Source organism: Methyloceanibacter caenitepidi (genome assembly GCF_000828475.1).
Lineage (GTDB): Bacteria > Pseudomonadota > Alphaproteobacteria > Rhizobiales > Methyloligellaceae > Methyloceanibacter > Methyloceanibacter caenitepidi.
The window spans coordinates 3,380,200-3,402,973 of record NZ_AP014648.1 but is presented as its reverse complement, the minus strand read 5'-3'; the positions used below and the strand labels follow the sequence as shown (position 1 = coordinate 3,402,973).

Here is a 22,774-nt window from a genome sequence, read left to right as displayed (position 1 = left end):
AGTCCGTCTTTCGCGGGTTGCCAGCGATGCTGATTGTCGCCTTCGGTATGATGTTCACCGCTCTGCTGGTCTTCCTGCTCTGGAACCTTTTCATCAAATGCCGCGCATTCTTGCGCGCGCGCAAGTCCCGCAACCGGGGCCGCACGGGGACGGCCTCGTAGTCCTGGCGTCGGCCCGCACCGCCGGTACCACTTGTTTACCCTTCGCCGCTAACCTTCCTCAAGAGCGGCGAGCCGGGGCATGACGCGGAAATTCTCACGCCGTCGCGGCGTTGCCCTCAGCTCCCATTTGAACTGTCACACCAAGTCAGCAGACTTGAAGCCGTGCCGCCGAGAAATCGCCGTGGCGGCATCGTCCGATTGAAACTGCCTCTGCATGCCACGCGTTCTGCAGTGGTGGACTGGTGTGTACCATGCGTAGAGCGGGGTTTTCGCGATGACCAAGGATACGACGATCACGGCACAGGACGGCGAGCAACGCGTGAAGCCACGTGCTGCGAAGCCGAGCACTGTTCGGCCGGGTGCTTCAAAACCGGCCGGCTCCAAGCGGAAATCTGCCAAGAGCAAAGGCGGCAACCCGGCCAAGGCCATGGCCTCCGCGCCTACCAAGGCTGCGGTCAACAAGGCGGCGAAGGCCGTTGCCAAGACCTCCAACAAGGCCGCCGGCACGAAGCAGGTGTCAACGAAACCGGAGAAGAACCTGTCCGCGGCGAAGTCGCCCTCCAAGCCGCTCACGCCGAAGTCCGCAGCCAAGGCGAAGCCTGCCGCCAAGGCCAAGCATGCCACCCAAACGAAGGCGATGGTGCCGGCACCAGTGTTGAGCTGTTCTTTGCAGGGCGCGCTTCCGGCCGCCATCGCGATGAATACGAAGCTGGTAGACATCGCCCATTCGAATGTCAGTGCGGGGCTCGAGCTCGCGCGCGATTTGGCCGGGGCGAAAACGCCGATGGAAGCCATGCGCCTCGGGGTTGCCTATTGGTTCAACCATATCGGGGCCGTGCAAGCGCAGGCGCGTGAACTGCAAAGTCTGTCTGCCACCTGGGTGAGCACCGCCAGCGCGCAGATTCGCCCGTTGTAACGGTCCCCGCCGACAATTGCGGCTCCCTATCGCCGCCGCCTGGCGTAGACTGATACGCTCGCATCGTCGACGTGGGGAGGTGTCATGCTGCGCGAGGATTTGACGTTCGTCGGAACGTGCGATATCGCCGGGCTCGTGCGCGGCAAGGGATTTCCGTCCACGGAGTTGCCGGCCCGGCGGAAGCTCGGCATCGGCTGGACGCACTCCAATCTGATGCAGACATGCTTCGGGCCGATCCTCGATACGCCCTTCGGGACGGCGGGCGACCTCATGATCGTGCCGGACCCGACGGCGGAGGTGCATGTCGACTTCCGCGACGGCTCCGCGCCCGAGCACTTCTTTCTCGGCGACATTCGCAATACGGACGGGAGCCCCTGGGAGTGCTGCGTCCGCGCCTTCCTGCGGCGGGCGATCGGTGCGCTGAAACAGGCGAGTGGCCTCGAACTCCTTGCCGCGTTCGAGCAGGAGTTCGTTTACACGGGCGTCGAGGACGTGCCGGGCCATGCCTACAGCCTCAACGCCTTCCGGCGCCAGGGCGTCTTCGGCGAGATGGTGATGGCCGCCATTCGCGCCGCAAGTGTCCACCCGGATTCGTTCCTGGCCGAGTACGGGCCCCGACAGTATGAGATGACGGTTGCGCCCGATGCCGCACTGGCCGCCGCGGATGCAGGCGTCATTGCGCGAGAAATGGCGCGCGGCGCGGCCTTTCGCCTGGAGAACCGGGCCATTTTTTCGCCGATGCCCGTGGCGGGCGGGGCCGGCAACGGCGTACACATCCATTTCAGCTTGCATGACGCCTCGGGCGCGCCCGTGACAAGCGATCCAAACGGTCCCATGGGTCTCAGCGCTGTCGCGGCGCACTTCGCCGCCGGGATTCTGCACCATCTTCCGGCTCTGTGCGCGGTCACAACGCCGTCGCCGGTCTCTTACTTGCGGCTCGTGCCCGACCGGTGGGCGCCGACCGTGGCCGACATCAAACTGCAGGATCGCGGGGCGGCGCTTCGAATCTGTCCCGTCTTCGATGCGGCGGGAGAGGAGCAGCGGCAGGCGCAGTTCAATCTCGAGTTCCGCGTTTGCGACGCGGCGGCCAGTCCCTACATGGCGCTCGGCGCGATGATCTTTGCCGGAGCGGACGGAATAGCCCGTCAGCTTTCTCTGCCGGAGACGGAGGCGCCGTTGCCGTCTTCCTTGAGCGCGGCTCTCGATCTCATGGAAGCGAGCGACGCGATGAAGTCGTGGTTCGGTCCGGTCTTCTTCGAGGCCTATATGCGGCACAAGCGGTCGGAGGCGGCCTATGTGGCGGACTTGTCCGAGGCGGACCTGTGCGCGCGCTATGCCGAAGTCTACTAAGTCCTGAAACCGCCGTCGTCCGATCGCAGTTAACGGCGCATAAACTGCAGCCGGCGAAACGCGCGATGGCGTGACCGGATCGGTCTATCTTTGCCGGTGCCGGATACCACGGAGGACAGGATGAGACTTCTAGCGGCTTCAGTGCTCTCGGTTCTAGTGTTGGCGGTAGCAGGTTGCAGCGACGACGAGACGATGACCCGCTATCTCGTTTGCGAAAGCACCTATGCGCTCTGCACCACGGCGAGATGCGCGCCGATCGAGGAAGGCGAGGAGACCGTTTTCTGCGACTGCGCCGTCAAGACGGGTTTCTCCGTCGGCAGTACGCCTTGCCACGAGCCGATCGATACGCCGGAGGGCAAGCAGGTCGTCTCCCGCTATTTCCCGGTGAAGACCTATGCCGCCTGCACAAACGATCGCCCCTGGGCCTGGTGCTTCGACCGGCCGTGCATCGTCGACCCGGCCGACCCGACAAGGGCCGTCTGCGCCTGCAATATCGTCCGCGACGACGGGCCTTATGTGATGGTGACGGAGTCCTACTCGGATACGACGTGCACGACGGGCTTATATTCGTCGGCGCGGGTGAGGGATCTTAAACGCACCACCGAATTTCTGAAGTCGAGCAAGGAGCTCAAGCCCTTCGCCTTGAAGCAGGTTGGCGGTTAGGAGCGCGTTCGCCGTCAGGTGGCCCCAATGAGGCTCAGCGCATCCTCCGTGCTGAGCATTCGGCAATAGCCGCCGAAGCAGGAGAGCGCCGCCTCGTGGCGCACCTCCGTCTCCGCGACGCAGGCGTCATGGATGCACGTCATGTAGTAGCCGCGATCCGCACCGTCCTTCACCGCATGGTCGATGCATTGATCCGTGAGGCAGCCGACGACGAAGACGTCCTCAATGCCGATATTGCGCAAGACATAGTCGAGCATCGTCGAGTTAAAGACAGAAGACGACGACTTGGGAAGGACCAGCTCGTCCTCTTTGGGGGCAAGTGCCGGGATCACCTGGGCTTCGTGCGAGCCTTTCGGGAAGCCCATGCCGGAAAGTTTGTAGTCGAGGCTTCTGTCGCGGCCGTTCGCCGTCAAGTTCTCGATGACCGTGAAGATCACCTCCGCTCGGGCGCGCCGGAAGGCACGGAGCAGGCTCTCGATATTGGGCACGGCGCGGTCCCTCAGAGCGGCGTGCAGCTCCGGACGGCGCCGTGCTTGTTCGGGCCCACACGTTCCGTTCTGCACGTCGATGATCAGCAGGGCGGCCGTGCCCTTAGAGATCGGCCGCCCTCGGGTTAGGAAGTCGGAAGATGTCATGGCGTGGAAGGTCTGTTGTGTTCGTTGGTTCGTCGGGATGAAATAGCAATTGTCACTCGGTAGCGATCCGGACAGGAGCCTAGCATGATCAAATTACTCGCTGCACTCATAACGTGTGTACTTCTTGCAGTGCCAGCCCTCGCCGACGAGCGCCTTGCCGACGTCGAGGCGATCGACAATACCGTCGGACAGCTGGACGAGGCTTTTGCGACGGACGATCCCGATGCACTCAAGGCGCTTATGACCGAGGATCACATCGCTGTCTTGCCTTTTCATCGCGGGCCGGAAACGGTGGAGCAGATGATCGCCGGTTTGTCCAAGACCGACATCAAGCAAACTGACCTCAGCGAACCGACTGTCGTCTTCCTCGGTCCCAACAGCGCCATGCGGACGCTGACCGCAAAGTTCGAAGGCACCTATGAAGACAAGCCCGTCGACAGCACGGTCTTTATCACATCGATCCTGGTTCAGGATGAGGGCAAATGGCTGGAGAGCTTTTACCAGGTGACCACGATTGCCCCTTGAGCGAGCCGGCGGGGTGCTGTCGGGGGCGCTGAACGCGGGGCTCCCGACAGGTCTGCAGGCCGAAGAACTCTTCGACGCAATCGTCGAAAGTCCTGGGGTCCGCATCGAGCGCATCGTCTCGACGGGTCAGGCAACGCCCGACGGCGATTGGTACGATCAGAGCCGTGATGAATTCGTGCTGCTTGTCTCGGGGGCTGCTCGTCTGCGCATCGACGGCGAGAGCCGGGACCGCGACCTCGAGCCTGGAGATTGGCTGCTGCTCCCCGCCCATTGCCGCCACCGAGTGACCTGGACACAGGTCGCGCCGCCCACCATATGGTTGGTAGTCCACTTTGATGCGGCGCCGGGAGGCCCCGGCGACAAGGAGTAGCTCCTATGGAAACGACGTGGATGCCCCATGACGAGCACGGCGAGATTCATGATCGTGCCGAACTTCCCGAAAGTGTGTACGCGTTTCCGAAACAGCGCAAAGAGCCGCTGACGGACGCGGCGCATGTGAAGAACGCACTCGCGCGCTTCGATCAGGTTGAAGGCGTATCGGACGCCGACCGGGATCTTGCCTTCGCCAATATCAAGAAGGCCGCCGCACACTACGGCGTTACGCTGCACGAGAGCAGTTGGCGCGAACTCGGCCTCTAGCCTCCGTCGCCTAGCCGGCCCTCAGCGGTGCAGGAGCAAGAGGCCGATCAGAAGCGTGAGCGGCGTGAGAATGTCCCACCAGAAAATCGGCCCGGCATTGTTGATGGCGAAGTTCTTGCTCCGGACCATGTCCGCGATGTGGGTTGATGCCGCGCTCCACAGAAAGCCTGCAGCCACGAATGTCATCGCCCACGCCGCTTCCGGTCCCAGGACGGACGCCGCGATAGCGCCGAGACCGATGCCGAGGTTGGCGCCGGCGACTTCTTTTTGGAAAGGGCTGGGCGCCCAACCGATCGACTGGGCGACATGATCGGCGAACACAGCATGGGAGAATGCGGCCCAAAGGCTGGGCACGCCCAGACCTAAGGACAGCATCCATTGCAGGGTCGGCCCGAGGCCGTCGGCGCCAAACGGTTGAGGAACTTCGAGAAAGCCGAGTGTCAGGGCTACGGCATAGCAAATGGCGGGAAGTGCGGCGACGAGTTGCTTCATGGGCCGGACGCTCCAAGAGGTTGATAATGAAACGCACGACTGATTCGGAAGGCTATTCGATGGGCGCAGGCTACCAGAAATCCTATTCGTTGCGCGCCCCGCTGCGCGTCGATCTGCAGAGCAAGGCGAGCAAGCAGGACCCGTTCTCGTTTTTTGCGGGGCTGCGCGAGGCGGGCCCGGTCGTCCCGTTGAAGCTGCCTTTCGTCGGAAGGGTGTGGGCGACCACGACCTACGACGCCACGGCCGCCATGCTGAAGGACAATGCTCTATTCGTGCAGGAAGGCCGGCATGCGGGCAAGTCCGGTGTCGCGGGTCTGTCCTGGTGGATGCCGCACGCCATCAAGGTTCTCAGCAACAACATGCTGCTGAAGGACGAGCCCGATCACAGGCGCTTGCGCAAGCTGGTGGATCAAGCGTTCCAGCGGCGGCTCGTCCGCGACATGCGCGGCGAGATCGAGGGCCTGGCCGACCGCATTCTCGACGACATCGACGGGCGCGATGAAATCGACCTGGTGGCTTCTTACGCGCGCCGGTTTCCGCTGGAAGTCATCTGCTGGCTGCTGGGCTTGCCGGAGGAGAACCGCGGCAGGTTCGAGCAATGGGCGGGGTACATGACGTCGGCGTTGCGCGGGTTCGCAGTACTACGGGTCGTGTTCACGATGCCGGGCGTTGTGAACTACGTCCGGGAGCAGATCGAAGAGTGCCGCCGAAACCCGCGCGAAGGCCTCATCAGCGAACTGGTTCGCGCCGAGGAGGACGGCGACAAACTCAGCGAGGACGAGTTGCTGTCCATGGTGTTCCTGCTGCTGTTCGCGGGCTTCGAGACGACGACGCATCTCATTGCCGACAGCGTGATCGCATTGGAGCAGAATCCGGCGCAGAAGGCCTTCCTCTTCGCAGACCCCGCAACGCGCATGGAACGCGCGGTCGAAGAGCTCGGCCGCTACATGACGCCCGTGCAGAGCACGAAACCGCGCTACGTGGCGCGGAATTGCGACTTTTTGGGTCAGAAACTTAAGCGCGGCGAGAACATCGTCGGGCTCTTGGCGGCCGCGAATTCAGACCCGGCAGCGTTTGACGCGCCGGACAAACTGAAGCTCGACCGCCTGCCCAATCCGCATCTCGTATTCGGGAGAGGCATCCACTTCTGTCTCGGCATGCAGCTCGCGCGCGTCGAGGCGCAATCGGCATTATCCCGGCTCTACGGGCGCTATCCGGACTTGGCGCTTGCGGCGCCGGACGATCTTCCCTGGATCGAGCGGTTCGGCTTGCGCGGCGTGTTTGCGCTGCCCGTGCGCTTGAACTCCGCCCGCGCTCGCAAAGCCGCGTAGCCCCTAGTCGTCGTAGTGGCAGCCTTCCTGGGCGCTCCACACCTGTCCGGCCGGACAAACGAGCGAGCGCTTGGAGGAACCCTGGTACGCACCCTGGACGCACTTGTCGCCTTGGACGCGATAGCCTGGGCCGCAGAAGCTGGCGGCGTTGCTCTTCTTGATGCACCGTCCTTCGAGGAGGATGGAACGTGGCCCGCATCTCTTCTTGATGAGCACCAGCGGTGGTCCGGACCGCATCGCCTCCAGCGACTGGGGCAGGCTCGCGCCCACGTTTCCGGCCGGGAAGGCCTGGGCGGCTGACGCCGTAATCAGCAATGCAAGCGTCATCGTGGCGAGGCGTATGGCCCTCATCGGCATTGGCGGTTCCTTCCGATCGTTAGCTGAAGTGTTCAAATCGCTGCCGGGCGGCAGCGCGTCCATCGTGCAGTAGCGTGGGCCGCGACGCGCCGGATTGCAACGCCCCTCGATCCTAAGCCTTAGCGAAGCGCGGTCCAGACAACCGCCGCACTTGCAATCAGATAGATCGACAACGCCCAGACCGCCCAGCGGCGGTCCTGCGCCTTGGTCTCCGCTTCGCTGGCCTCTCCACGCCAGGATGTGGCGACGACGCGCGCCAAGGCGACGATGATGAAGAGGTAGGCGAGCAGGAAGAGCTTGTCGATCATCATCAGATAGTCGACATCCGGCAGCGAGGACGTCGCCGTCAGTTGGATCGCCACGAGTGTCAGCAGGGCGGTGATGCCCAGGCCGATGCGGCCCTCGACGTAGATGGGCCGGACGAAATAGACGAGCAGGGCGCAGACCACGATCAGAGCGATGGGAACGAACGTCTTGATCGACATGGCGATCATGGGCCGCGTCACCGGAACCGAGAGCACGATGCGCGAATAGGTTTCCGCATCGGGCACCGAGGGGTCGCCGAAATTCGTGGGGTAGGTGTTGGTCGTGATCTTCATGGTGGGCGTGCCCACGTGGAATCCTGGCAGGGTGATCACGGGATCGATGAGAACGGGTGTATCGCCGTCGGGCACGTAGACCTGATCCCCGGCGCCGGCAACCGTGTCCTCCATGATCACGGTCAGGTACTGGGTGTCGAAGGGGAAGTTCGCCAGCTGAAACTTCGTCGAGAAGAGACCCTGATAACGCAGGATCGAGTAGTAGCCGCCGCCAGGCAGTTTGTCCGGCTTCTCGGTGAGCGCCTCGCGCAGATTGTCGTCGGAGGCGAAGCGGTTCATGAACTCCATGCTGTTCGAAGGATCGATGTCCGGCGATGTCCAGCGGAACCAGACATAGAGGTCGATGACGTAATTGTTCGCTTTGAAGTCGAGCTGCTGGATATCGTTGATATAGGCGCCGGTGACGACTTCCTCCGGTCCGGGCTCGGGCGCGTTTCTGATCGCTTCCTGGACGGGCTTCGGAACGCCGCCTCCCGGAACCTGTGCCGCAGCCGGAGGGAGGGGCGTCGCCACTGTGAGGATGCACGCGGCGAGAACCGCCGCCATCAGCGAAGCGGCGCATCGGATCACACGGGCGCGAATCCCGAATGCCAAGTGCGGCTTGTGCACTGGTCGTCTAGGCGCCGGGGCCATCGAGTTGCTCCTTCAGCCAGGTGCCCATGCGCAGGCGCATGCTTCGATACGCCACGCGCAACATCCGGCCCATGTTCATGAAGCCGTGCACCGTGCCTTCATAGCACTCGTATTCGACCGGAACACCTGCGGCCGCGAGCCGCTCGGCGTATTCGAAGCCCTCGTCGCGAAAGGGGTCGAAGCCGGCCGTAATGATCAGCGTGGGCGGCAGACCGGAGTCATCCTCGTAGAGGGCCGGAATCGCGCGCGGGTCCGCAATCGGCCAGGCCAGCCCGAAATAGTGGTTGAAGAACCAGTAGAGCATGTCCTCCGGGATCGGGAACTGATCGACGAGGTCTTTGCGCGAGGGCTGTTTCGCGCGCAAGTCCAGGGCCGGGTAAATCAGGAGTTGAGCCGCCGCGGGCGCGACGAGCCGGCCCTTGGTCTCATGCAGCGCGACGGCGGCGAGCGACCCGCCGGCGCTGTCGCCGGCAACGGCGATGCGCGCCGGGTCGATGGACAGGTCCGGCGCGGCCGCGGTCAGCCACTCGAGAGCGGCCACGCCGTCGTAGACCGCCGCCGGGAAGGGGTGCTCGGGCGCGAGTCGGTAGCCGACGGAAAACACCGTTGCGCTGGTATCGAGACAAAGCGCGCGGCAAAGCGTGTCGTGGGTATCGATATCGCCAAGCACGCCGCCGCCGCCATGGAAGAATAGGATGCCCGCGCCGCTGGGGACCGGCGCAATATACTCGCGCATGGGAAGAGGGCCCGCGGGCGTCGCGATCTCGAAGTCACGCGTGGATCCGATCTCGATCGGTCCGACGTCGGTCTTGGAGATCGAGCGGCGATATTCCGCCCGCGCTGTCTCATGGTCCATCTGCCACAGAGGCCTGGTGGTCGATGACGAAACCCAAAAGAGCAGCGCCTCGGTCTCGCGGTCTAGTTTCACCGGTGCCTGTCCTGACGGTCCAACACGTTCTTGAGTGCCGCGCGAAGTAAGAAAGAAAAGCGACACCGTACCTAGCGGACTTGCGCCCCTCGGGTAAAGCTTTGCGGTGCGTTTGAAGCCAACCCAATCCCCGCCGAAGCAGGTCTCTACATAGGCGCTTCTGACGAAGATTGAAGAGGCTTCGGCCGCGTTTCTATCCACACCTTTCCGAGCCCGGCCGAGACTCCCCGGATAGTGCGCGGCGAGGCACGTTCAGCTTTGGGCATGGGAAGCGAAGGGCGCTCGCGCCCCGCCGAGGCGTTAGATGCGCGCGATGTGAGGCCAGCACACGGTCCGGCCTCCCATCAGTTCTCAGTGCTGATGGCGACCTAGTTCAGATAGTGGCTGTTCACCCAACCGGTGGTGCCGTCCTTGGTGATCTTGAACCAGCGCCCGCGCTTGGCGATGACCTCGACAAAGAATGTGTGGTTCGTCAGTCGTCCAACGATCGCATAGCTTGCGCTGGGGCCCGAACGGACATTCGGCACGTCGTTCGAGGCGACGCCGACGACACAGCGGAAGGTCGGCTCGTCGGCGTCTCCGCGCGCGCCAGACGCTCGATAGGGTCGATCCCCTGTTCGTCCGAGGTCAGCGGCAAATGCCGCTACCCGATGCGCATGCAAGCAGGCGCTGCATTTTGTTGTAGTCTCGCGACCGGATGTGTTTCGTGTTGGGCGGCAAGTATGACGGCAAGCAGACAACTCCCGTACTCACCCGCGGAAGCGGTTGAGATTCATTCTCACGAACTCCGCGCGTCGTTGGAAACGGCGCTCAAGCTCACGAAGAAGTTCGGCTTCTGGGACGTGCCGTATAAGGAGGCCGCAACGACCATCGAGGAGATGGACGAACTCGATATCTTCTATTGGGTCCACAAGGCTGCAAACCCCGTCACGCGCATGGAGGACGGTGTCGCCGCGTTGCTCGCGACCGACAGCAGCATTGTTGGGCTCCCGCAAGGCTTCGAGAAGCAGCAGGTCATCACGCTGGGTGCGGCCGGAGACTTGCTTCAGGTACAGGCCGACGGATTGCGGTATTCGAGCGAGCATCTCTATCGAAACGTCGCGGACTTGCTGTTCTCCGAGACTGTTTCATTCGCCAATCTTGAATCGCCGATTACCACCCAGCCGCTGCAGAAAGAGGTGGTGAGCGATCAAGGTGCCCCCGTTCAATGCTGCTCGGAGCAGCAGTTCGACATTCTCAAAGGATACGACGGGCAGACCTTCACGGCACTGAACGTCGCAAACAACCACACATTCGATTACGGCGTCGAAGGCGTTGTCACGACCCAGGACGTCTTGTCGAAGAACGGCATCGCCGGCATCGGAACGACGCGCGCGCCGGAAGAGTATGGCCGGGCGCAGATTATCGTCAAAGATGGCGTCAAGCTCGGTTTCGTGTCCGCAACCTTTGGGCTCAATGGGCATGAGGTGCCCGAGGCCGAGCAATTCCGCATTCATGTGGCCCGGTTGAGCTCAAAGCTGGTGGAGCCCGAGCTCGAGCTGGCGAAGCGGCAAATCGACGATTGCCGAGCGCAAGAGTGCGACTTCATCATCGCGTCCTTGCATTGGGGCTGGGAGTTCGAATTCTTTCCCCGCAAGAGCCAGGTCGAGGCGGCGCACGAACTCATCGAATATGGTGCGGACGCGATTCTCGGCGGGCATCCCCATGTCATTCAGCCGGTCGAGTACTACCGCACTAAAAGAGATCCGCACCGTGTCGCCGTCATTGCCTACTCGCTCGGGACACTGACCTGGGGCTTCACAGCGCCCTTTATCGCCCTCAGCATCATTTTGAATCTGACCCTAGCCAAGGGACGTCTCGACGGAACGCCGGGAACGTATATCGAAGCAGCGAGAGTGACGCCAGTCTTCCGGAGCACGGTCGACAATGCGAGCGCGCTGGAGACGCGGATCGAGAAGCTCGCGGACCATCTTGGTGGCGCGAGCGGGCTGCACTCACCCGAGTATATTGCCGAACTGAAGCGCTATGCGGAACTCGTGCTGGGCGATGGCGTCACGTGACGGCTGCCGCATGGAACGGCGGCTGCGAGACGGTTGGCAAATTATCGGTCAGGAGTGGTGGTGCCCCAGGCCGGACTCGAACCAGCACGCCCTTGCGGACAACAGATTTTGAGTCTGTCGCGTCTACCATTCCGCCACTGGGGCCAAAGTCCTTCAGGCTACAAGGCCGTCGAGACCAAGGGGCCGGAACATGGGGCAAGCCCTGCGCCGGGTCAATATCTACAGGTGCGCCAATGCCCCATCGGCTCGTTTCGCCGCAGGCCGTCATCCACGGCGATAGACAGGCGATGCGCGCACCGCTAAAGGAAGCGCCATGCTGAAGCGCGCGTACGACAAGATGATGGATCTCGCGGCGCACCGGAACGCGCCCTGGGCGCTTGCGGGGGTGTCCTTTATCGAGAGTTCCGTTTTCCCGCTTCCCCCGGACATCATGCTGATTCCGATGGTGCTGGCGGAGCGGCGCAAAGCCTGGCTGTTCGCCGCCATCGCCACAATCGCCTCCGTGCTGGGCGGCATTTTCGGCTATATCATCGGCTATTTCCTATTCGATACGATCGGTCAGCCGATCCTCAACTTCTACGGCTACGGGGAGAAGTTCGAGGACTTCGCGGCGCGCTACAACGAGTTTGGCGCCTGGATCGTATTCATCGCGGGTGTGACACCGTTTCCGTACAAGGTCATCACCATCGCCAGCGGCGTAACGCAGCTGAACTTCTTCGTGTTCATGATCGCCAGCGTCGCCGCGCGCGGCATTCGCTTCTTCGCGGTCGCAGGGCTGCTTTACTGGTTCGGACCGCCGATCAAGACCTTCATCGACAAGTATTTCGGCATTCTGTCGGTCGTGTTCGTCGTGCTGTTGATCGGCGGCTTCGTGCTCATCAAATACGTGATGTGACCATGGACGATACGCGCGACACGCTGGCGGGACGGATGATGGCGGCGAGCGCTATTGTGTTTGGCGGCGCGCTGCTGATCATCCTCACGGCGCACACGTTCGAGCACATCGGCGGCTACGCTCCGTGCCCGCTCTGCCTCCAAGAGCGTTACGCCTATTACTTCGGGGTCCCGGCGGCCGTGGTCGCGTTCCTCGCCGCGCGCGCCGAGACCTTCGGCTTCGCCCGTCTGGTGCTCCTGCTCATCGCGATCGGCTTCCTCCTCAACATGGGCCTTGGCGTCTACCACGCGGGGGCCGAGTGGAAGTTTTGGCCGGGTCCCGAGACCTGTGCCGGCGGGTTCGATCTGACATGGAGCCAAGAGGGCATTGTCGATACTCCGGTCATCCGTTGCGACGAGGCGGCCTGGCGGTTCCTCGGCCTGTCCTTCGCCGGCTGGAATGCCGTGGTTTCGGCCGCGCTCGCCGCGATTGCGCTCTGGGGCGCGGCGCTGCGCCGTTGACCCGCTCATTCGGGCCTTTGCAGCTCCGCCGAGCGGACGCGTGCTGCCGCGACGGTTATTCCGACGGCGTTTGTAGTTTGTCGCCAGGTGCAACCGTGAGCGTCCCGACATCCTCTTTGGCCGTGCCCGTCGCCGTGCTGAAGTAGTCGAGAAAAGTCTTCTGCTTTTCCTGAATCGTGACGCTGTGAGAGGCCGTTGGCTCGTTCGCAGGTGTCACTGTGTATTGTCCTGCCGGCATACCTTCGAAATTGAATGCTCCGGCTTCGTCGGTTGTTGTTACCCAGTATTGGGTTGCGCCGGAGCTGAACGTTCCGGACAGGATGACGGGATAGCCCTTAATTGCTTTACCGTTTGGCATCGCAAGAGTGCCTGAGATGTCGCTGTTGTCGGCGCGGGCAGCCGGTGCAGCTGTCGCTAGTATCAATGCCAGCATCAGTGTGATCAGGGATCTCATTTGTTGAGCTCCAATCGGGCTTCGAAGACGTTGTTCTCATCGGGCGTGCCGTAAACGGCAGCAAGCGTAGTGCTGCCTGTTTCGGGATCGATATGGACCGGCGTGTACACGATCACGCCATAGGTCTTCGACTTGTCGACGAAGACTTTTATTTCCTTCCAATGCGAGGCTGCCACCTGAGGCTGTTCAACCCGGTACTCTCTCGGGATGGCTCCGACGATCACGTTTGGTCGCATTTGACCGTTCGAGGAGGCCACAAAAACCTTCGCCGTTATCGGAACTTTGCTGGGCTTGATACCCGTCATGTGGAGTGTGCCGAACGCGAGCAGCGTCCCGATCACGACGGCCGCAATCGACGGGTAGTTGCTTCTGAATCTTCCGAGTAGCGGAATCTCAATGTCCGTCACATGGCCGGCTTGGTCTACGACGACCTTTTGACGTATGAGCGCGACGATACCGCCGGCCACCGCGACAAAAGCAATCAGGAGAACGCCGGCGATAAGAACAAGGCTCTCAGTGTTCATTTCTCTGCCCTCCGCTCCCTTTAAAGTAGTTCAAATTACTTATAACGTCCATAAGTTGTGCATGGGGGCGCAGAACCGCCTCACGACAATTTCAAACACCTTGATTGGCCGCCCGCATGGTCCGGCTGGTACCAAGATGGGGAATTAATCCCTTCTTGGAGAATGAAATGACCCAGATTCGTGCGCTGTTTGCCGGCCTTGTTGCCCTCTTCCTCGTAGCGGCCTCCCCGGCGTCGGCTGCGGAGGTTCAGCCCTACAGCCCCGAGGCGCTGGCCGAGGCCCAAAGTGCGGGAAAGCCGATCCTGGTGGATGTCTATGCTGCCTGGTGCCCCACGTGCCGGGCGCAGAAGCCGATTATCGAGGAACTGACGCAGCAGCCTAAGTACGAGAAACTGCTCATCCTCAGAGCCGATTTCGATAAGGACAAGGATGTCCTCAAGGCGTTGAACGTGCGCTCTCAAAGCACGCTGATCGTGTTCAAGGGCAAGGATGAGCTTGTCCGGTCGGTCGGGTCCACGAGCCCGGTGGCCATCGAAGGCATGCTCGATCTGACGCTGTAAGCATCCGGCCGGAGCCACATCATGCTCGCAACACTCGGGCTCGCGCTACTTGCCGGCCTCCTGTCGGTGCTATCGCCTTGCGTCCTGCCGCTGCTTCCCATCGTGTTCGGCACGGCGCAGAGCGAGCACCGGCTTGGTCCGGCAGCGCTGGCACTGGGCGTGGCGATCTCCTTCACCCTGATCGGCCTGTTCGTGGCGACGATCGGCTTTGCCATCGGCCTGGATACGGATGTGTTCCGGCTTGTGGCGGCGATGCTCCTCATTGCCGTGGGCGTTGTGCTGCTCGTGCCGCGTCTGCAAGCGCAGGTCGCCGTGGCGGCCGGCCCGGTCGGCAACTGGGTCGAGGATCGCTTCGGCGGGTTCTCCGGCACGAGTTTATGGGGTCAGTTTGGCGTCGGCGTTCTTCTCGGCGCGGTCTGGGCCCCGTGCGTCGGTCCGACCTTGGGCGCGGCGTCCGTGCTCGCGGCCAAGGGCGAGGACCTGGGGCAAGTCGCCTTGACCATGCTCGCCTTCGGTGTCGGCGCGGCGCTGCCGCTGATGGCGTTGGGCTTTGCCTCGCGCGAGGCCATGCTGCGCTGGCGCGGTAAGTTGGCCGAGGCCGGCAGAGGCGGCAAGATGCTGCTGGGGATCGTGCTCGTCGCTGTCGGGCTTCTGGTGGCGACCGGCGCGGATAAGACGCTCGAGGCTTGGCTCGTCAGCGCGTCTCCGGATTGGCTCACCAGCCTGACCACGCGTTACTAGATGCGAGCCGCGACCGGCGGCGGCTCTTACGGCTCCAGTTCCGTATCCCAGTACAGATAGTCGAGCCAGCTTTCGTGGAGATAGTTCGGCGGGAACAGCCGACCGTTGCGATGCAGTTCGAACACAGTCGGGCGATAAGGCGTTTGCGCGGGCCACATCTTGCCTCGGCTCGGCATTTCGCCACCCTTGGCCAGGTTGCAGGGCGCACACGCCGTGACCACGTTGTCCCACCGCGTGAGGCCGCCTCGGTTCCGGGGAATGAGGTGGTCGAAGGTGAGATCCTGACCGGTCCCGCAATATTGGCAGGTGAAGCGGTCGCGCAGGAAGACGTTGAATCGGGTGAACGCGGGGTAGAGCGCCGGGCGCACGTAGCTCTTGAGTGAGACCACGCTCGGCAGCTTCATCTCGAAGGAGGGCGAGTGCACCGCGTAATCGTATTCGGAGACGATGTTCACTCGGTCGAGGAAAACGGCCTTCACCGTATCCTGCCAATTCCAAAGAGAGAGCGGGTAATAGGAGAGGGGCCGGTAGTCAGCATTCAGCACAAGAGCGGGGTAAGTCCCCGGTGCGGCCGATGCTGTTGCGACGTTCAAGGCCCTCAAGTCCTCTTCGTTGCCCGTCGCACTCGGGTCCAACCTCAGTTGTCGCGGGAGATACTATAAGCACGTGTCACGAATGTGAAGGACCCTAGATGATGTGATTGTGACACCCTCAACCCGCAATCAGGGTGCCCGCGAACGCCTGCTTGAGGAACTCGCCGCCGAGGCGCAACCCATCGCCGTCGATCCCGTGGCCGATGCCGCGGCTCACATGCCACTGCACGCTCAAACCCGCCTGACCCAAGGCTTCGCGGGCCATGGTCATCGCCTCGACCGGGATCACCTCGTCCATGTCGCCGTGGACGAGAAGGATGGCCGGTCCCTCTCCAGGGGGCGGCAGCCCCTCCATTGTCGCCAGCGCGCCGGAATAACCGACGATCGCCGCGGGCCTTGCTTGGCGGGTCAGTCCCACGGCCAGCGCCATCATCGTGCCTTGGCTGAAGCCCACCAGCGCGAGCGATTCGGCCGTCAGCCCCTGGCGTTCGAGTTCGGCATCGAGAAACGAATCGAGGGCCGGCGCCGCGCGTTTGACCCCGGCCGCGATGATCGACATGTCGCCCATGGACAGGTCGAACCATTGGCGGCCCATGGGGGCCATGCCGCAGGGCTCGGGCGCATGAGGCGACACGAAGGCCGCGTGCGGCAGGAGCGGCGCCCATTCGCGTCCGAGGGCGATCAGGTCGTTTCCGTCCGCGCCGTAGCCATGGAGGAAGACGACAAGTTGCTTGGGTGCCCCGCCGGCGGCTGGCGCCAAGCGGGGACCATCAAGCTCGGAAGTTGTCATAGGACTGCCGGAACCTGCGCTATTGAGTCCTAGTCGTCGCCGCCGTCGACATCGTCGGCGGACTTGGCATTGAGCTGACCGTAATTCTGAGCGCCGATGTCGCTCAGGAGGCCAAGCTGGGTCTCAATATAATCGATGTGGCCTTCCTCGTCCTTCAAAAGCTCTTCGAACAGCAGCATGCTGACATAGTCCTCTTCGTCGCGGCAGGCCGCGCGGGCTTCCATGTAGAGCGCACGGGCGCTGTACTCAGCCTTGAGGTCGCATTCCAGGATCTCTTTGACATTCTGCCCGATCATGAGCGGATCGAGCTTCTGCATGTTCGGGAAACCCTCGAGGAAGATAATGCGCGTGACGAGCTTGTCCGCGTGCTGCATCTCCTCGATCGACTCTTCGCGCTCTTTCGCGGCGAGCTTCTGATAGCCCCAGTCGTCGAGCAGACGATAGTGCAGCCAATACTGGTTCACCGCTGTCAGCTCATGCGTCAACGACTTGTTCAGATAGTCGATTACCCGTGGATTGCCCTTCATCGGAACCTCATCTCCATTTACAGTTTAGAATAGTTATAAGGTAATTCCTCAAGCCTGGCTAGTCCGCAGGTGGCGTATCGTCGAAGGGAGACCGGTGCGGAAACGAGGCTGCGGACACGGGTCCCTCCTCATCGTACCCGACGATCAGTTTCACCACCAATGGCATGCAATCCCCGCATTTCGGCCGCTTGCCGAGCGTTTTGTAGATCAGCCCGGGCGTCAGGACGACGAACGGATCCTTCGTCCGCAGTGACGCGACGGCTTCGTGAATCTCCTCCGACGTGAGGACGGTGCAAGAGCAGATGATCATCGTGTGCTTCTAGGTGTAGCGCGTGCCTTTGTCTCCGGTCCCGCGGGGATAGCCGCACCTGAGCGGGACGCCTTGAGTGCGTCAGGCTTCGCCACGGCGGCTTTCGCGCGAGAAAACTGCGGAGTTCCGGTCTTTAAAGCGGGGGCTTAGGGAATCGTCAACCAAGCCACTTAGCGGCCTTTTAAATCATCTCCCCGATGCTCGGGCTTACGAACATGCAAGCTGACTATCTGGTGGGGCAAAAATGCAGGTTAATGAATTTCGCGCCGACGATCTGTACGGGCAGATCGAAGGCCTCGTCGCGCAACTCGAGGCGGAGCGGCAGGCGCGCGCGGCGGCGGAGGCAGCGAACGCAGGGACCCTGGGGCTTCTCGACGTCGTCAGCAAAAAGCTGCGCCCGCCGATGGAATCCGTCACGGCGTTGACCGACCGGATCCTCGACGGGCCGCTCAATCTTGCGCAGCGGCGCGACGCGGAAACCCTGTCCCATTCGATGCATCGCATCTTGAGCGCGCTGACCGAAGTGCTCGACTTCAGCACGCTCCAGTCGGGCGAGGCCGACTTTTCGGTGGAGCCCTTCGATTTTCACGCCCTCGTCCGCGAAACAGCCTCCGCCTTGCAGGCTTGCGCCGCGGCCAAGGGGCTGACCAGCAGCGTCGACATGGCGTCGAATTGCCCCCGCTATATCGTCGGGGACGCCATGCGCGTCCGCCAGGTACTGATGGCGTTGATGGAGACCTCCATCAAAGCCACGGCCGAAGGGTCGATCCGCCTTTACGTCAGCGTCAACGACGCCGCCTCGCCGGTGACCGTTCGTTTCGACATTACCGACACCAGCCCCGGCATGACCCCAGAGCAACAGGCCCGCCTGTTCCAGCCTTCGACCGATATGTCGCGGTCCGACGGCGGTCTTGGCCTGCCGATCGCGCAGCGGATCGCCGAGGCCATGGGGGGCGAGGTCTCGTGTGACAGCGCCTTGGGACAAGGGGCGCTGTACTGGTTCACGTTCAAGGCCCTGGTGTCCGAACAAGAGACCGCCAAGCGATCCTCGCAGCCCGCCCCAGCCGACATGCTCGAACTCGACGAGGTGGATGTCGTCGATGCGGATGTCATTGCTTTCGAGCAGCCGTTGACCGGCAGCCTGGCGGCCGAGCGGGCCATGGCGGAGATGCTTGAGACGCCGGTGCCTGAGCCGGAACCGTTGCCCGAACCTGAGCCGATGCCTGAGCCGGAACCGAAGCCCGAACAGGTGCCCGCGCGCTCGGCGCGGCGCAAGCCGGAGCAGAAGCGTGACCATGCCGGCTCGTTGGCAGGACATGCGCTCATGATCGAAGACAACACGGTCAACCGGCTTCTGATCGGAGCGTATCTCGACGAGTTCGGGCTGACGTTCGATGTCGCCGAGACAGGGGCTGCGGCGCTGATGTGCCTGGCCCAGCGCTCCTATGACGTTGTGCTCATGGACACCGTGCTTCCCGACTATCGGGGGCTCCAATTGGCGCAGCGCATCCGGTCCCAGGAATCGGTCTCGGCGCATGTGCCGATCGTTGCGCTCGCGACATTGTCGGACACGGAAGACGAGAAGTCGTATGTCGAAGCGGGCGTGAATGCGTCAGTCGACAAGCCCATTCAGGGTCTCGATCTCTACGCGGCGCTCGTGCCGCTGGTCCCGGCGAAACAGGAAGACGCCGACGAAGAGGACTGGACCCCGGTCTACTAGGCCTTCCCTGCGCGCGTTCGCTAGCCGGCTTTGGCCAAAGCGTCGGCATTCTGGTCAACGAGATTGACGATTCCGGTCATGATCTCGTTGAGCTGGAAGTCCTTGGGCGTGTAGACCGCCGAAGCGCCGCACTGCTTCAGGATGTTGACGTCTTCCTGCGGAATGATGCCGCCCACGACGACGGGGACGTCGCTCATGCCGGCCTCGCGAAGCTTCTGCACCACATCGCGCACGAGCGAGACGTGGCTTCCCGACAGGATCGAGAGCCCGACAACGTGCGCCTTGGATTCTTTCGCTTGTGCGACGATCTCGGCGGGAGTCAGACGAATGCCGTCATAGACCACTTTCATGCCCACGTCGTCGGCGCGCACGGCAATCTGCTCCGCGCCGTTGGAGTGGCCGTCGAGGCCCGGCTTTCCGACGACAAAAGTCAGCGTGCGGCCTAGCTTGCCGGAAACCTCGCTGACGAGATCGCGGATTTCCGCCATGCGCGCTTCGTCGACAACATGCGCCGCGCCGATGCCGGTCGGGGCTCTGTATTCGCCGAAGACTTCGCGCAGCACCGCGCCCCACTCGCCGGTGGTGACGCCGGCTTTGGCGGCTTCGATTGACGGCGGCATGATGTTGCGGCCCTCGCTTGCGGCTTCCTTCAGCTCGGTGAGAGCCTTGTTGACGGCGGCATTGTCGCGATTCTGGCGCCACGCCTGGAGCGCGGCGACCTGTTCGAGCTCTACCGATTCCGGAACCGTGAGGATACCTTCGACGCCGGAGTCCAGCGGCGAGGGCTCGGTCTCGGTATAACGATTGACGCCCACGAGAACCTGGTCGCCCCGCTCGATATCGGCAATGCGGAGCGCGTTGGAGGCGATCAAAGCCTCCTTCATGTAATCGATGCTGGCCACCGCGCCGCCCATGGCGTCGATCTTGGCGAGTTCGGCGCGGGCCTGCTCCTTCAGCTCCTCGACCTTCCTGTCGATTACCTCGGAGCCGTCGAAGATGTCTTGATATTCCAGAAGGTCGGTCTCGTAGGCGACGATCTGCTGCAGCCGCAGCGACCATTGCTGATCCCAGGGGCGCGGCAAACCTAGCGCTTCGTTCCAAGCGGGAAGCTGCACGGCGCGGGCGCGCGCCTTCTTCGACAGCGTCACCGCCAGCATCGAAAGCAAAATGCGGTACACGTTGTTTTCGGGCTGCGGCTCGGTCAGGCCGAGAGAGTTGACCTGCACGCCGTAGCGGAAGCGGCGCAACTTGGGCTCCTCGACGCCATAACGATTGAGCGCGATCTCGTCCCACAGATCCACAAACGCCCGCATCTTCGAGATCTCGGTGATGAAGCGGACACCCGCATTGACGAAGAAGCTGATGGCGGCGACGACCTTGGGAAATCTCTCCTCTGGAACCTCGCCGGACTCCTTGACGCGGTCGAGCACGGCCTGCGCCGTGGCCAGTGCGAAGGCGAGTTCCTGGGCCGGCGTCGCGCCCGCTTCCTGCAAGTGGTAGGAGCAGACATTGGTCGGATTCCACTTCGGCACTTCTTGGTTCGTGAAGACGATCACGTCCTTGATAAGCCGCAACGAAGGGTCCGGCGGGAACACGTAAGTGCCGCGCGAGAGATATTCCTTAATGATGTCGTTCTGCGTCGTGCCGGTGAGCTTGGTCCGGTCCGTGCCTTGCTCGTCCGCGAGCGAGATGTAGAGCGACAGCAACCACGCCGCCGGCGCGTTGATGGTCATCGAGGTATTCATTTCGCCGAGCGGAATGCCGTCGAGCAGCGTCCGCATGTCGCCGAGATGGGAGACGGGCACGCCGACTTTGCCTACCTCGCCGCGGGCCAGCGGAGAATCGGAGTCGTAGCCGGTCTGCGTCGGCAGATCGAAGGCGATGGAAAGGCCGGTTTGCCCCTTGGAGAGGTTCTTCCGATAGAGTTCGTTCGAAGCCTTGGCCGTCGAATGGCCCGCATAGGTGCGGAACATCCACGGTTTATCGCGCACCGGCTTGTCGCTGTCTGTGTTGCCGCTCATAGCTCTTGCTGAAACCGTCCCCTGTTCGTGTGCGGTGCATCGAAGCATGCCCGGGGCGTGCGGGCAATATGCCGTTAGAAGCGTTGTAAATCGCCCTGCCGGGCCTTTGAAAGCCTCAAAAGTGATCGCCGCCGCTTACCGGCGGGTTGCCCCGGAAGTGATTCTTCCTCTGGCAAGAGGCGATTCTTTTTGCTAACCCTCCTGACCGATTAAGGCAGCCCTGCCAAAATTTGGGCATTTCCATGTGAGCCCCGGCGTTTTCAGTGCGGGCAGGCGGACAAGGTCTGCGGCCCGCAAAGATGTTGCAGTCGCGAGATGGATCGAAGACAATTCTCGCAAATGCAAAAAAGCGCCCCGACAAATAGAGGACTGGGGGGACAACCGGATGAATGAGATGTCGATAGGTGAAGTTTCAGCGGACGCACCCGCAACGCGCGGCGAAATCAAGGATCTCTATGAGATCGGCGAGATTCCGCCCCTGGGCCACGTGCCGAAGAACATGTACGCCTGGGCGATCCGCCAGGACCGCGAGGGTCCTCCCGATCAGGCCATGCAGGTCGAGGTGGTTCCGACCTGGGAACTGGACTCCCACGACGTACTCGTTCTCGTGATGGCTGCGGGCGTCAACTACAACGGCGTTTGGGCTTCGCTCGGCACGCCGGTTTCCATGTTCAACGTCCATAAGAACCCGTTCCATATCGCCGGTTCCGACGCTTCGGGCATTGTCTGGGCCGTCGGGTCCAAGGTGAAGCGCTGGAAGGTCGGCGACGAAGTCGTCATCCACTGCAACCAGGACGACGGCGACGACGAAGAGTGCAACGGCGGCGATCCGATGTTCTCCACGTCTCAGCGCATTTGGGGCTACGAGACGCCGGACGGGTCGTTTGCGCAGTTTGCGCGCGTGCAGGATCGTCAGCTTCTGCCGCGTCCGCAGCACCTAACCTGGGAGGAAGCGGCTTGTTACACGCTGACCCTCGCGACGTCTTACCGCATGCTGTTCGGCCATCGGCCGCACACCCTGAAGCCGGGACACAATGTCCTGGTCTGGGGCGCCTCGGGCGGTCTGGGCTCCATGGCGATCCAGCTCTGCGCGACCGCCGGCGCCAACGCCATCGGCGTGGTTTCCGAGGACGACAAGCGCGACTTCGTGATGTCGCTCGGCGCCAAGGGCGTCATCAACCGCAAGGACTTCAATTGCTGGGGGCAGTTGCCGAAGGTGGGCTCGCCCGAGTTTGATACTTGGCTGAAAGAAGCGCGCAAGTTCGGCAAGGCCATCTGGGACATCACTGGTAAGGGCGTGAACGTCGACTGCGTGTTCGAGCATCCGGGCGAGGCGACTTTCCCGGTCTCCACCCTGATCGTGAAGCGCGGCGGCATGGTCGTGTTCTGCGCGGGCACCACCGGCTACAACCTGACCATGGACGCACGCTACGTCTGGATGCATCAGAAGCGCGTCCAGGGCTCGCACTTCGCGCATCTGCAGCAGGCGAGCATGGCGAACAAGCTGGTGATCGAGCGTCACATCGATCCGTGCATGTCCGAAGTGTTCCCGTGGGATCAGATCCCCAAGGCGCATATGCGCATGTGGAACAACGAGCACCGTCCCGGCAACATGGCCGTGCTGGTGAGCGCGCCCGTCACCGGTCTTCGCACTTTCGAGGACGTGATCGAGGCGAGCGAAGAGACTCACGGCAAGGCCTAACAGCCCGGCCGGTTCTGGAATTCGGCTGCTCCGGCAGCCGTAGGCGCGCCTCGGGCATTCGGTCCGGGGCGCGTTGTACTTTCATGTCCCCCAAGCCGATTGGGGTTTGACTCGCACTGCCGCGCGCGGTTCGGTGTGGAACAAACCT

The 22,774-nt window shown here is 62.6% G+C and carries 28 protein-coding genes and 1 tRNA gene; 15 read left to right on the top strand and 14 right to left on the bottom strand.

Features of this window, described 5'->3' with window-relative positions:
- Window positions 1-26 precede the first annotated feature (26 nt).
- The 4 genes from GL4_RS18125 (at window position 27) to GL4_RS16300 (ending at window position 3,090) form a co-directional block, all read left to right on the top strand.
- Window positions 27-161, top strand: coding sequence for a hypothetical protein (locus GL4_RS18125; protein WP_280136139.1), 135 nt, complete (start codon window positions 27-29; stop codon window positions 159-161).
- A 274-nt stretch (window positions 162-435) separates the two neighbouring features.
- Window positions 436-1,077: a phasin family protein gene (locus GL4_RS16310; protein WP_045369049.1), complete on the top strand. Its 642-nt coding sequence runs from the start codon at window positions 436-438 to the stop codon at window positions 1,075-1,077.
- A gap of 84 nt (window positions 1,078-1,161) precedes the next feature.
- The gene (locus tag GL4_RS16305; protein ID WP_045369048.1) at window positions 1,162-2,427 is read left to right on the top strand and encodes a type I glutamate--ammonia ligase; all 1,266 of its coding nucleotides are present in this window, start codon (window positions 1,162-1,164) and stop codon (window positions 2,425-2,427) included.
- A gap of 120 nt (window positions 2,428-2,547) precedes the next feature.
- Window positions 2,548-3,090: a hypothetical protein gene (locus GL4_RS16300; protein WP_045369047.1), complete on the top strand. Its 543-nt coding sequence runs from the start codon at window positions 2,548-2,550 to the stop codon at window positions 3,088-3,090.
- A gap of 14 nt (window positions 3,091-3,104) precedes the next feature.
- Here the strand turns inward: GL4_RS16300 and GL4_RS16295 are convergent, their stop codons facing one another.
- Entirely contained in the window at window positions 3,105-3,725 is a 621-nt protein-coding gene (locus tag GL4_RS16295; protein ID WP_045369046.1) for a cysteine hydrolase family protein, read from the bottom strand.
- An 84-nt stretch (window positions 3,726-3,809) separates the two neighbouring features.
- On the opposite strand from GL4_RS16295, the gene GL4_RS16290 reads away from it, so the two are divergent.
- The 3 genes from GL4_RS16290 to GL4_RS16280 are packed head-to-tail and all read left to right on the top strand — an operon-like array spanning window position 3,810 to window position 4,889.
- On the top strand, window positions 3,810-4,250 hold the full coding sequence (locus GL4_RS16290; protein WP_082025737.1) for a YybH family protein: 441 nt from the start codon (window positions 3,810-3,812) through the stop codon (window positions 4,248-4,250).
- On the top strand, window positions 4,240-4,620 hold the full coding sequence (locus tag GL4_RS16285; protein ID WP_342016313.1) for a cupin domain-containing protein: 381 nt from the start codon (window positions 4,240-4,242) through the stop codon (window positions 4,618-4,620). The genes GL4_RS16290 and GL4_RS16285 overlap by 11 nt, the downstream gene beginning before the upstream one ends.
- Before the next feature lie 5 nt (window positions 4,621-4,625).
- Window positions 4,626-4,889: a DUF6582 domain-containing protein gene (locus GL4_RS16280; RefSeq protein WP_045369043.1), complete on the top strand. Its 264-nt coding sequence runs from the start codon at window positions 4,626-4,628 to the stop codon at window positions 4,887-4,889.
- A gap of 21 nt (window positions 4,890-4,910) precedes the next feature.
- Here the strand turns inward: GL4_RS16280 and GL4_RS17330 are convergent, their stop codons facing one another.
- Window positions 4,911-5,381, bottom strand: a complete 471-nt coding sequence (locus GL4_RS17330) for a DUF6790 family protein (RefSeq protein WP_052464719.1) — start codon at window positions 5,379-5,381, stop codon at window positions 4,911-4,913.
- 26 nt (window positions 5,382-5,407) lie between these two features.
- On the opposite strand from GL4_RS17330, the gene GL4_RS16270 reads away from it, so the two are divergent.
- Window positions 5,408-6,712: a cytochrome P450 family protein gene (locus GL4_RS16270; protein WP_172653390.1), complete on the top strand. Its 1,305-nt coding sequence runs from the start codon at window positions 5,408-5,410 to the stop codon at window positions 6,710-6,712.
- A gap of 3 nt (window positions 6,713-6,715) precedes the next feature.
- Here the strand turns inward: GL4_RS16270 and GL4_RS16265 are convergent, their stop codons facing one another.
- The 4 genes from GL4_RS16265 to GL4_RS16250 form a co-directional block, all read right to left on the bottom strand.
- A complete protein-coding gene (locus GL4_RS16265; RefSeq protein ID WP_045369042.1) occupies window positions 6,716-7,069 on the bottom strand; it encodes a hypothetical protein in 354 nt (117 codons plus the stop codon).
- Window positions 7,070-7,188: 119 nt separating this feature from the next.
- The gene (locus tag GL4_RS16260) at window positions 7,189-8,301 is read right to left on the bottom strand and encodes a ligand-gated ion channel (protein ID WP_208430891.1); all 1,113 of its coding nucleotides are present in this window, start codon (window positions 8,299-8,301) and stop codon (window positions 7,189-7,191) included.
- A complete protein-coding gene (locus GL4_RS16255; protein WP_045369040.1) occupies window positions 8,285-9,229 on the bottom strand; it encodes an alpha/beta hydrolase in 945 nt (314 codons plus the stop codon). Before GL4_RS16255 ends, GL4_RS16260 begins: the two co-directional genes overlap by 17 nt.
- A 368-nt stretch (window positions 9,230-9,597) precedes the next feature.
- Window positions 9,598-9,891, bottom strand: a complete 294-nt coding sequence (locus GL4_RS16250; protein WP_045369039.1) for an SH3 domain-containing protein — start codon at window positions 9,889-9,891, stop codon at window positions 9,598-9,600.
- Window positions 9,892-9,951: 60 nt separating this feature from the next.
- Between GL4_RS16250 and GL4_RS16245 the strand changes: the two genes are divergently transcribed.
- The gene (locus GL4_RS16245; RefSeq protein ID WP_172653389.1) at window positions 9,952-11,289 is read left to right on the top strand and encodes a CapA family protein; all 1,338 of its coding nucleotides are present in this window, start codon (window positions 9,952-9,954) and stop codon (window positions 11,287-11,289) included.
- Window positions 11,290-11,347: 58 nt separating this feature from the next.
- On the opposite strand, the gene GL4_RS16240 is transcribed toward GL4_RS16245, so the two are convergent.
- Window positions 11,348-11,433 (bottom strand) — tRNA-Leu (locus GL4_RS16240).
- A gap of 169 nt (window positions 11,434-11,602) precedes the next feature.
- On the opposite strand from GL4_RS16240, the gene GL4_RS16235 reads away from it, so the two are divergent.
- Both GL4_RS16235 and GL4_RS16230 read left to right on the top strand, forming a co-directional pair.
- On the top strand, window positions 11,603-12,184 hold the full coding sequence (locus GL4_RS16235) for a YqaA family protein (RefSeq protein WP_045369037.1): 582 nt from the start codon (window positions 11,603-11,605) through the stop codon (window positions 12,182-12,184).
- A gap of 2 nt (window positions 12,185-12,186) precedes the next feature.
- On the top strand, window positions 12,187-12,684 hold the full coding sequence (locus GL4_RS16230) for a disulfide bond formation protein B (protein WP_082025732.1): 498 nt from the start codon (window positions 12,187-12,189) through the stop codon (window positions 12,682-12,684).
- Between the two features lie 55 nt (window positions 12,685-12,739).
- On the opposite strand, the gene GL4_RS16225 is transcribed toward GL4_RS16230, so the two are convergent.
- Both GL4_RS16225 and GL4_RS16220 read right to left on the bottom strand, forming a co-directional pair.
- Complete coding sequence (locus tag GL4_RS16225) at window positions 12,740-13,138, bottom strand: carboxypeptidase-like regulatory domain-containing protein (protein WP_045369036.1); 399 nt, start codon at window positions 13,136-13,138, stop codon at window positions 12,740-12,742.
- Entirely contained in the window at window positions 13,135-13,662 is a 528-nt protein-coding gene (locus GL4_RS16220; protein ID WP_045369035.1) for a hypothetical protein, read from the bottom strand. Before GL4_RS16220 ends, GL4_RS16225 begins: the two co-directional genes overlap by 4 nt.
- Before the next feature lie 167 nt (window positions 13,663-13,829).
- Here GL4_RS16220 and GL4_RS16215 point away from each other — a divergent pair, with 167 nt between their 5' ends.
- Window positions 13,830-14,222, top strand: coding sequence for a thioredoxin family protein (locus GL4_RS16215; RefSeq protein ID WP_045369034.1), 393 nt, complete (start codon window positions 13,830-13,832; stop codon window positions 14,220-14,222).
- A gap of 21 nt (window positions 14,223-14,243) precedes the next feature.
- Window positions 14,244-14,963, top strand: coding sequence for a cytochrome c biogenesis CcdA family protein (locus tag GL4_RS16210; protein WP_045369033.1), 720 nt, complete (start codon window positions 14,244-14,246; stop codon window positions 14,961-14,963).
- Window positions 14,964-14,989: 26 nt separating this feature from the next.
- Here the strand turns inward: GL4_RS16210 and GL4_RS16205 are convergent, their stop codons facing one another.
- The 4 genes from GL4_RS16205 to GL4_RS16190 all read right to left on the bottom strand — a co-directional run bounded on the left by GL4_RS16205 (window position 14,990) and on the right by GL4_RS16190 (window position 17,183).
- Window positions 14,990-15,556: an HNH endonuclease gene (locus GL4_RS16205; RefSeq protein WP_045370395.1), complete on the bottom strand. Its 567-nt coding sequence runs from the start codon at window positions 15,554-15,556 to the stop codon at window positions 14,990-14,992.
- Between the two features lie 118 nt (window positions 15,557-15,674).
- The gene (locus GL4_RS16200) at window positions 15,675-16,346 is read right to left on the bottom strand and encodes an alpha/beta hydrolase (RefSeq protein ID WP_045369032.1); all 672 of its coding nucleotides are present in this window, start codon (window positions 16,344-16,346) and stop codon (window positions 15,675-15,677) included.
- Window positions 16,347-16,375: 29 nt separating this feature from the next.
- Window positions 16,376-16,873 carry a bacterioferritin gene (gene bfr / locus GL4_RS16195; RefSeq protein ID WP_045369031.1) on the bottom strand — a complete coding sequence of 166 codons (498 nt, stop codon included), beginning with the start codon at window positions 16,871-16,873 and terminating at the stop codon, window positions 16,376-16,378.
- Between the two features lie 58 nt (window positions 16,874-16,931).
- A complete protein-coding gene (locus GL4_RS16190; RefSeq protein ID WP_045369030.1) occupies window positions 16,932-17,183 on the bottom strand; it encodes a (2Fe-2S)-binding protein in 252 nt (83 codons plus the stop codon).
- Window positions 17,184-17,427: 244 nt separating this feature from the next.
- Here GL4_RS16190 and GL4_RS16185 point away from each other — a divergent pair, with 244 nt between their 5' ends.
- The gene (locus tag GL4_RS16185) at window positions 17,428-18,903 is read left to right on the top strand and encodes an ATP-binding response regulator (RefSeq protein WP_045369029.1); all 1,476 of its coding nucleotides are present in this window, start codon (window positions 17,428-17,430) and stop codon (window positions 18,901-18,903) included.
- 20 nt (window positions 18,904-18,923) lie between these two features.
- Here GL4_RS16185 and GL4_RS16180 read toward each other — a convergent pair whose 3' ends face one another.
- Window positions 18,924-20,924, bottom strand: a complete 2,001-nt coding sequence (locus tag GL4_RS16180; protein ID WP_045369028.1) for a protein meaA — start codon at window positions 20,922-20,924, stop codon at window positions 18,924-18,926.
- Window positions 20,925-21,318: 394 nt separating this feature from the next.
- Here GL4_RS16180 and ccrA point away from each other — a divergent pair, with 394 nt between their 5' ends.
- Window positions 21,319-22,626 carry a crotonyl-CoA carboxylase/reductase gene (gene ccrA, locus GL4_RS16175; RefSeq protein WP_197539052.1) on the top strand — a complete coding sequence of 436 codons (1,308 nt, stop codon included), beginning with the start codon at window positions 21,319-21,321 and terminating at the stop codon, window positions 22,624-22,626.
- Window positions 22,627-22,774: the final 148 nt, after the last annotated feature.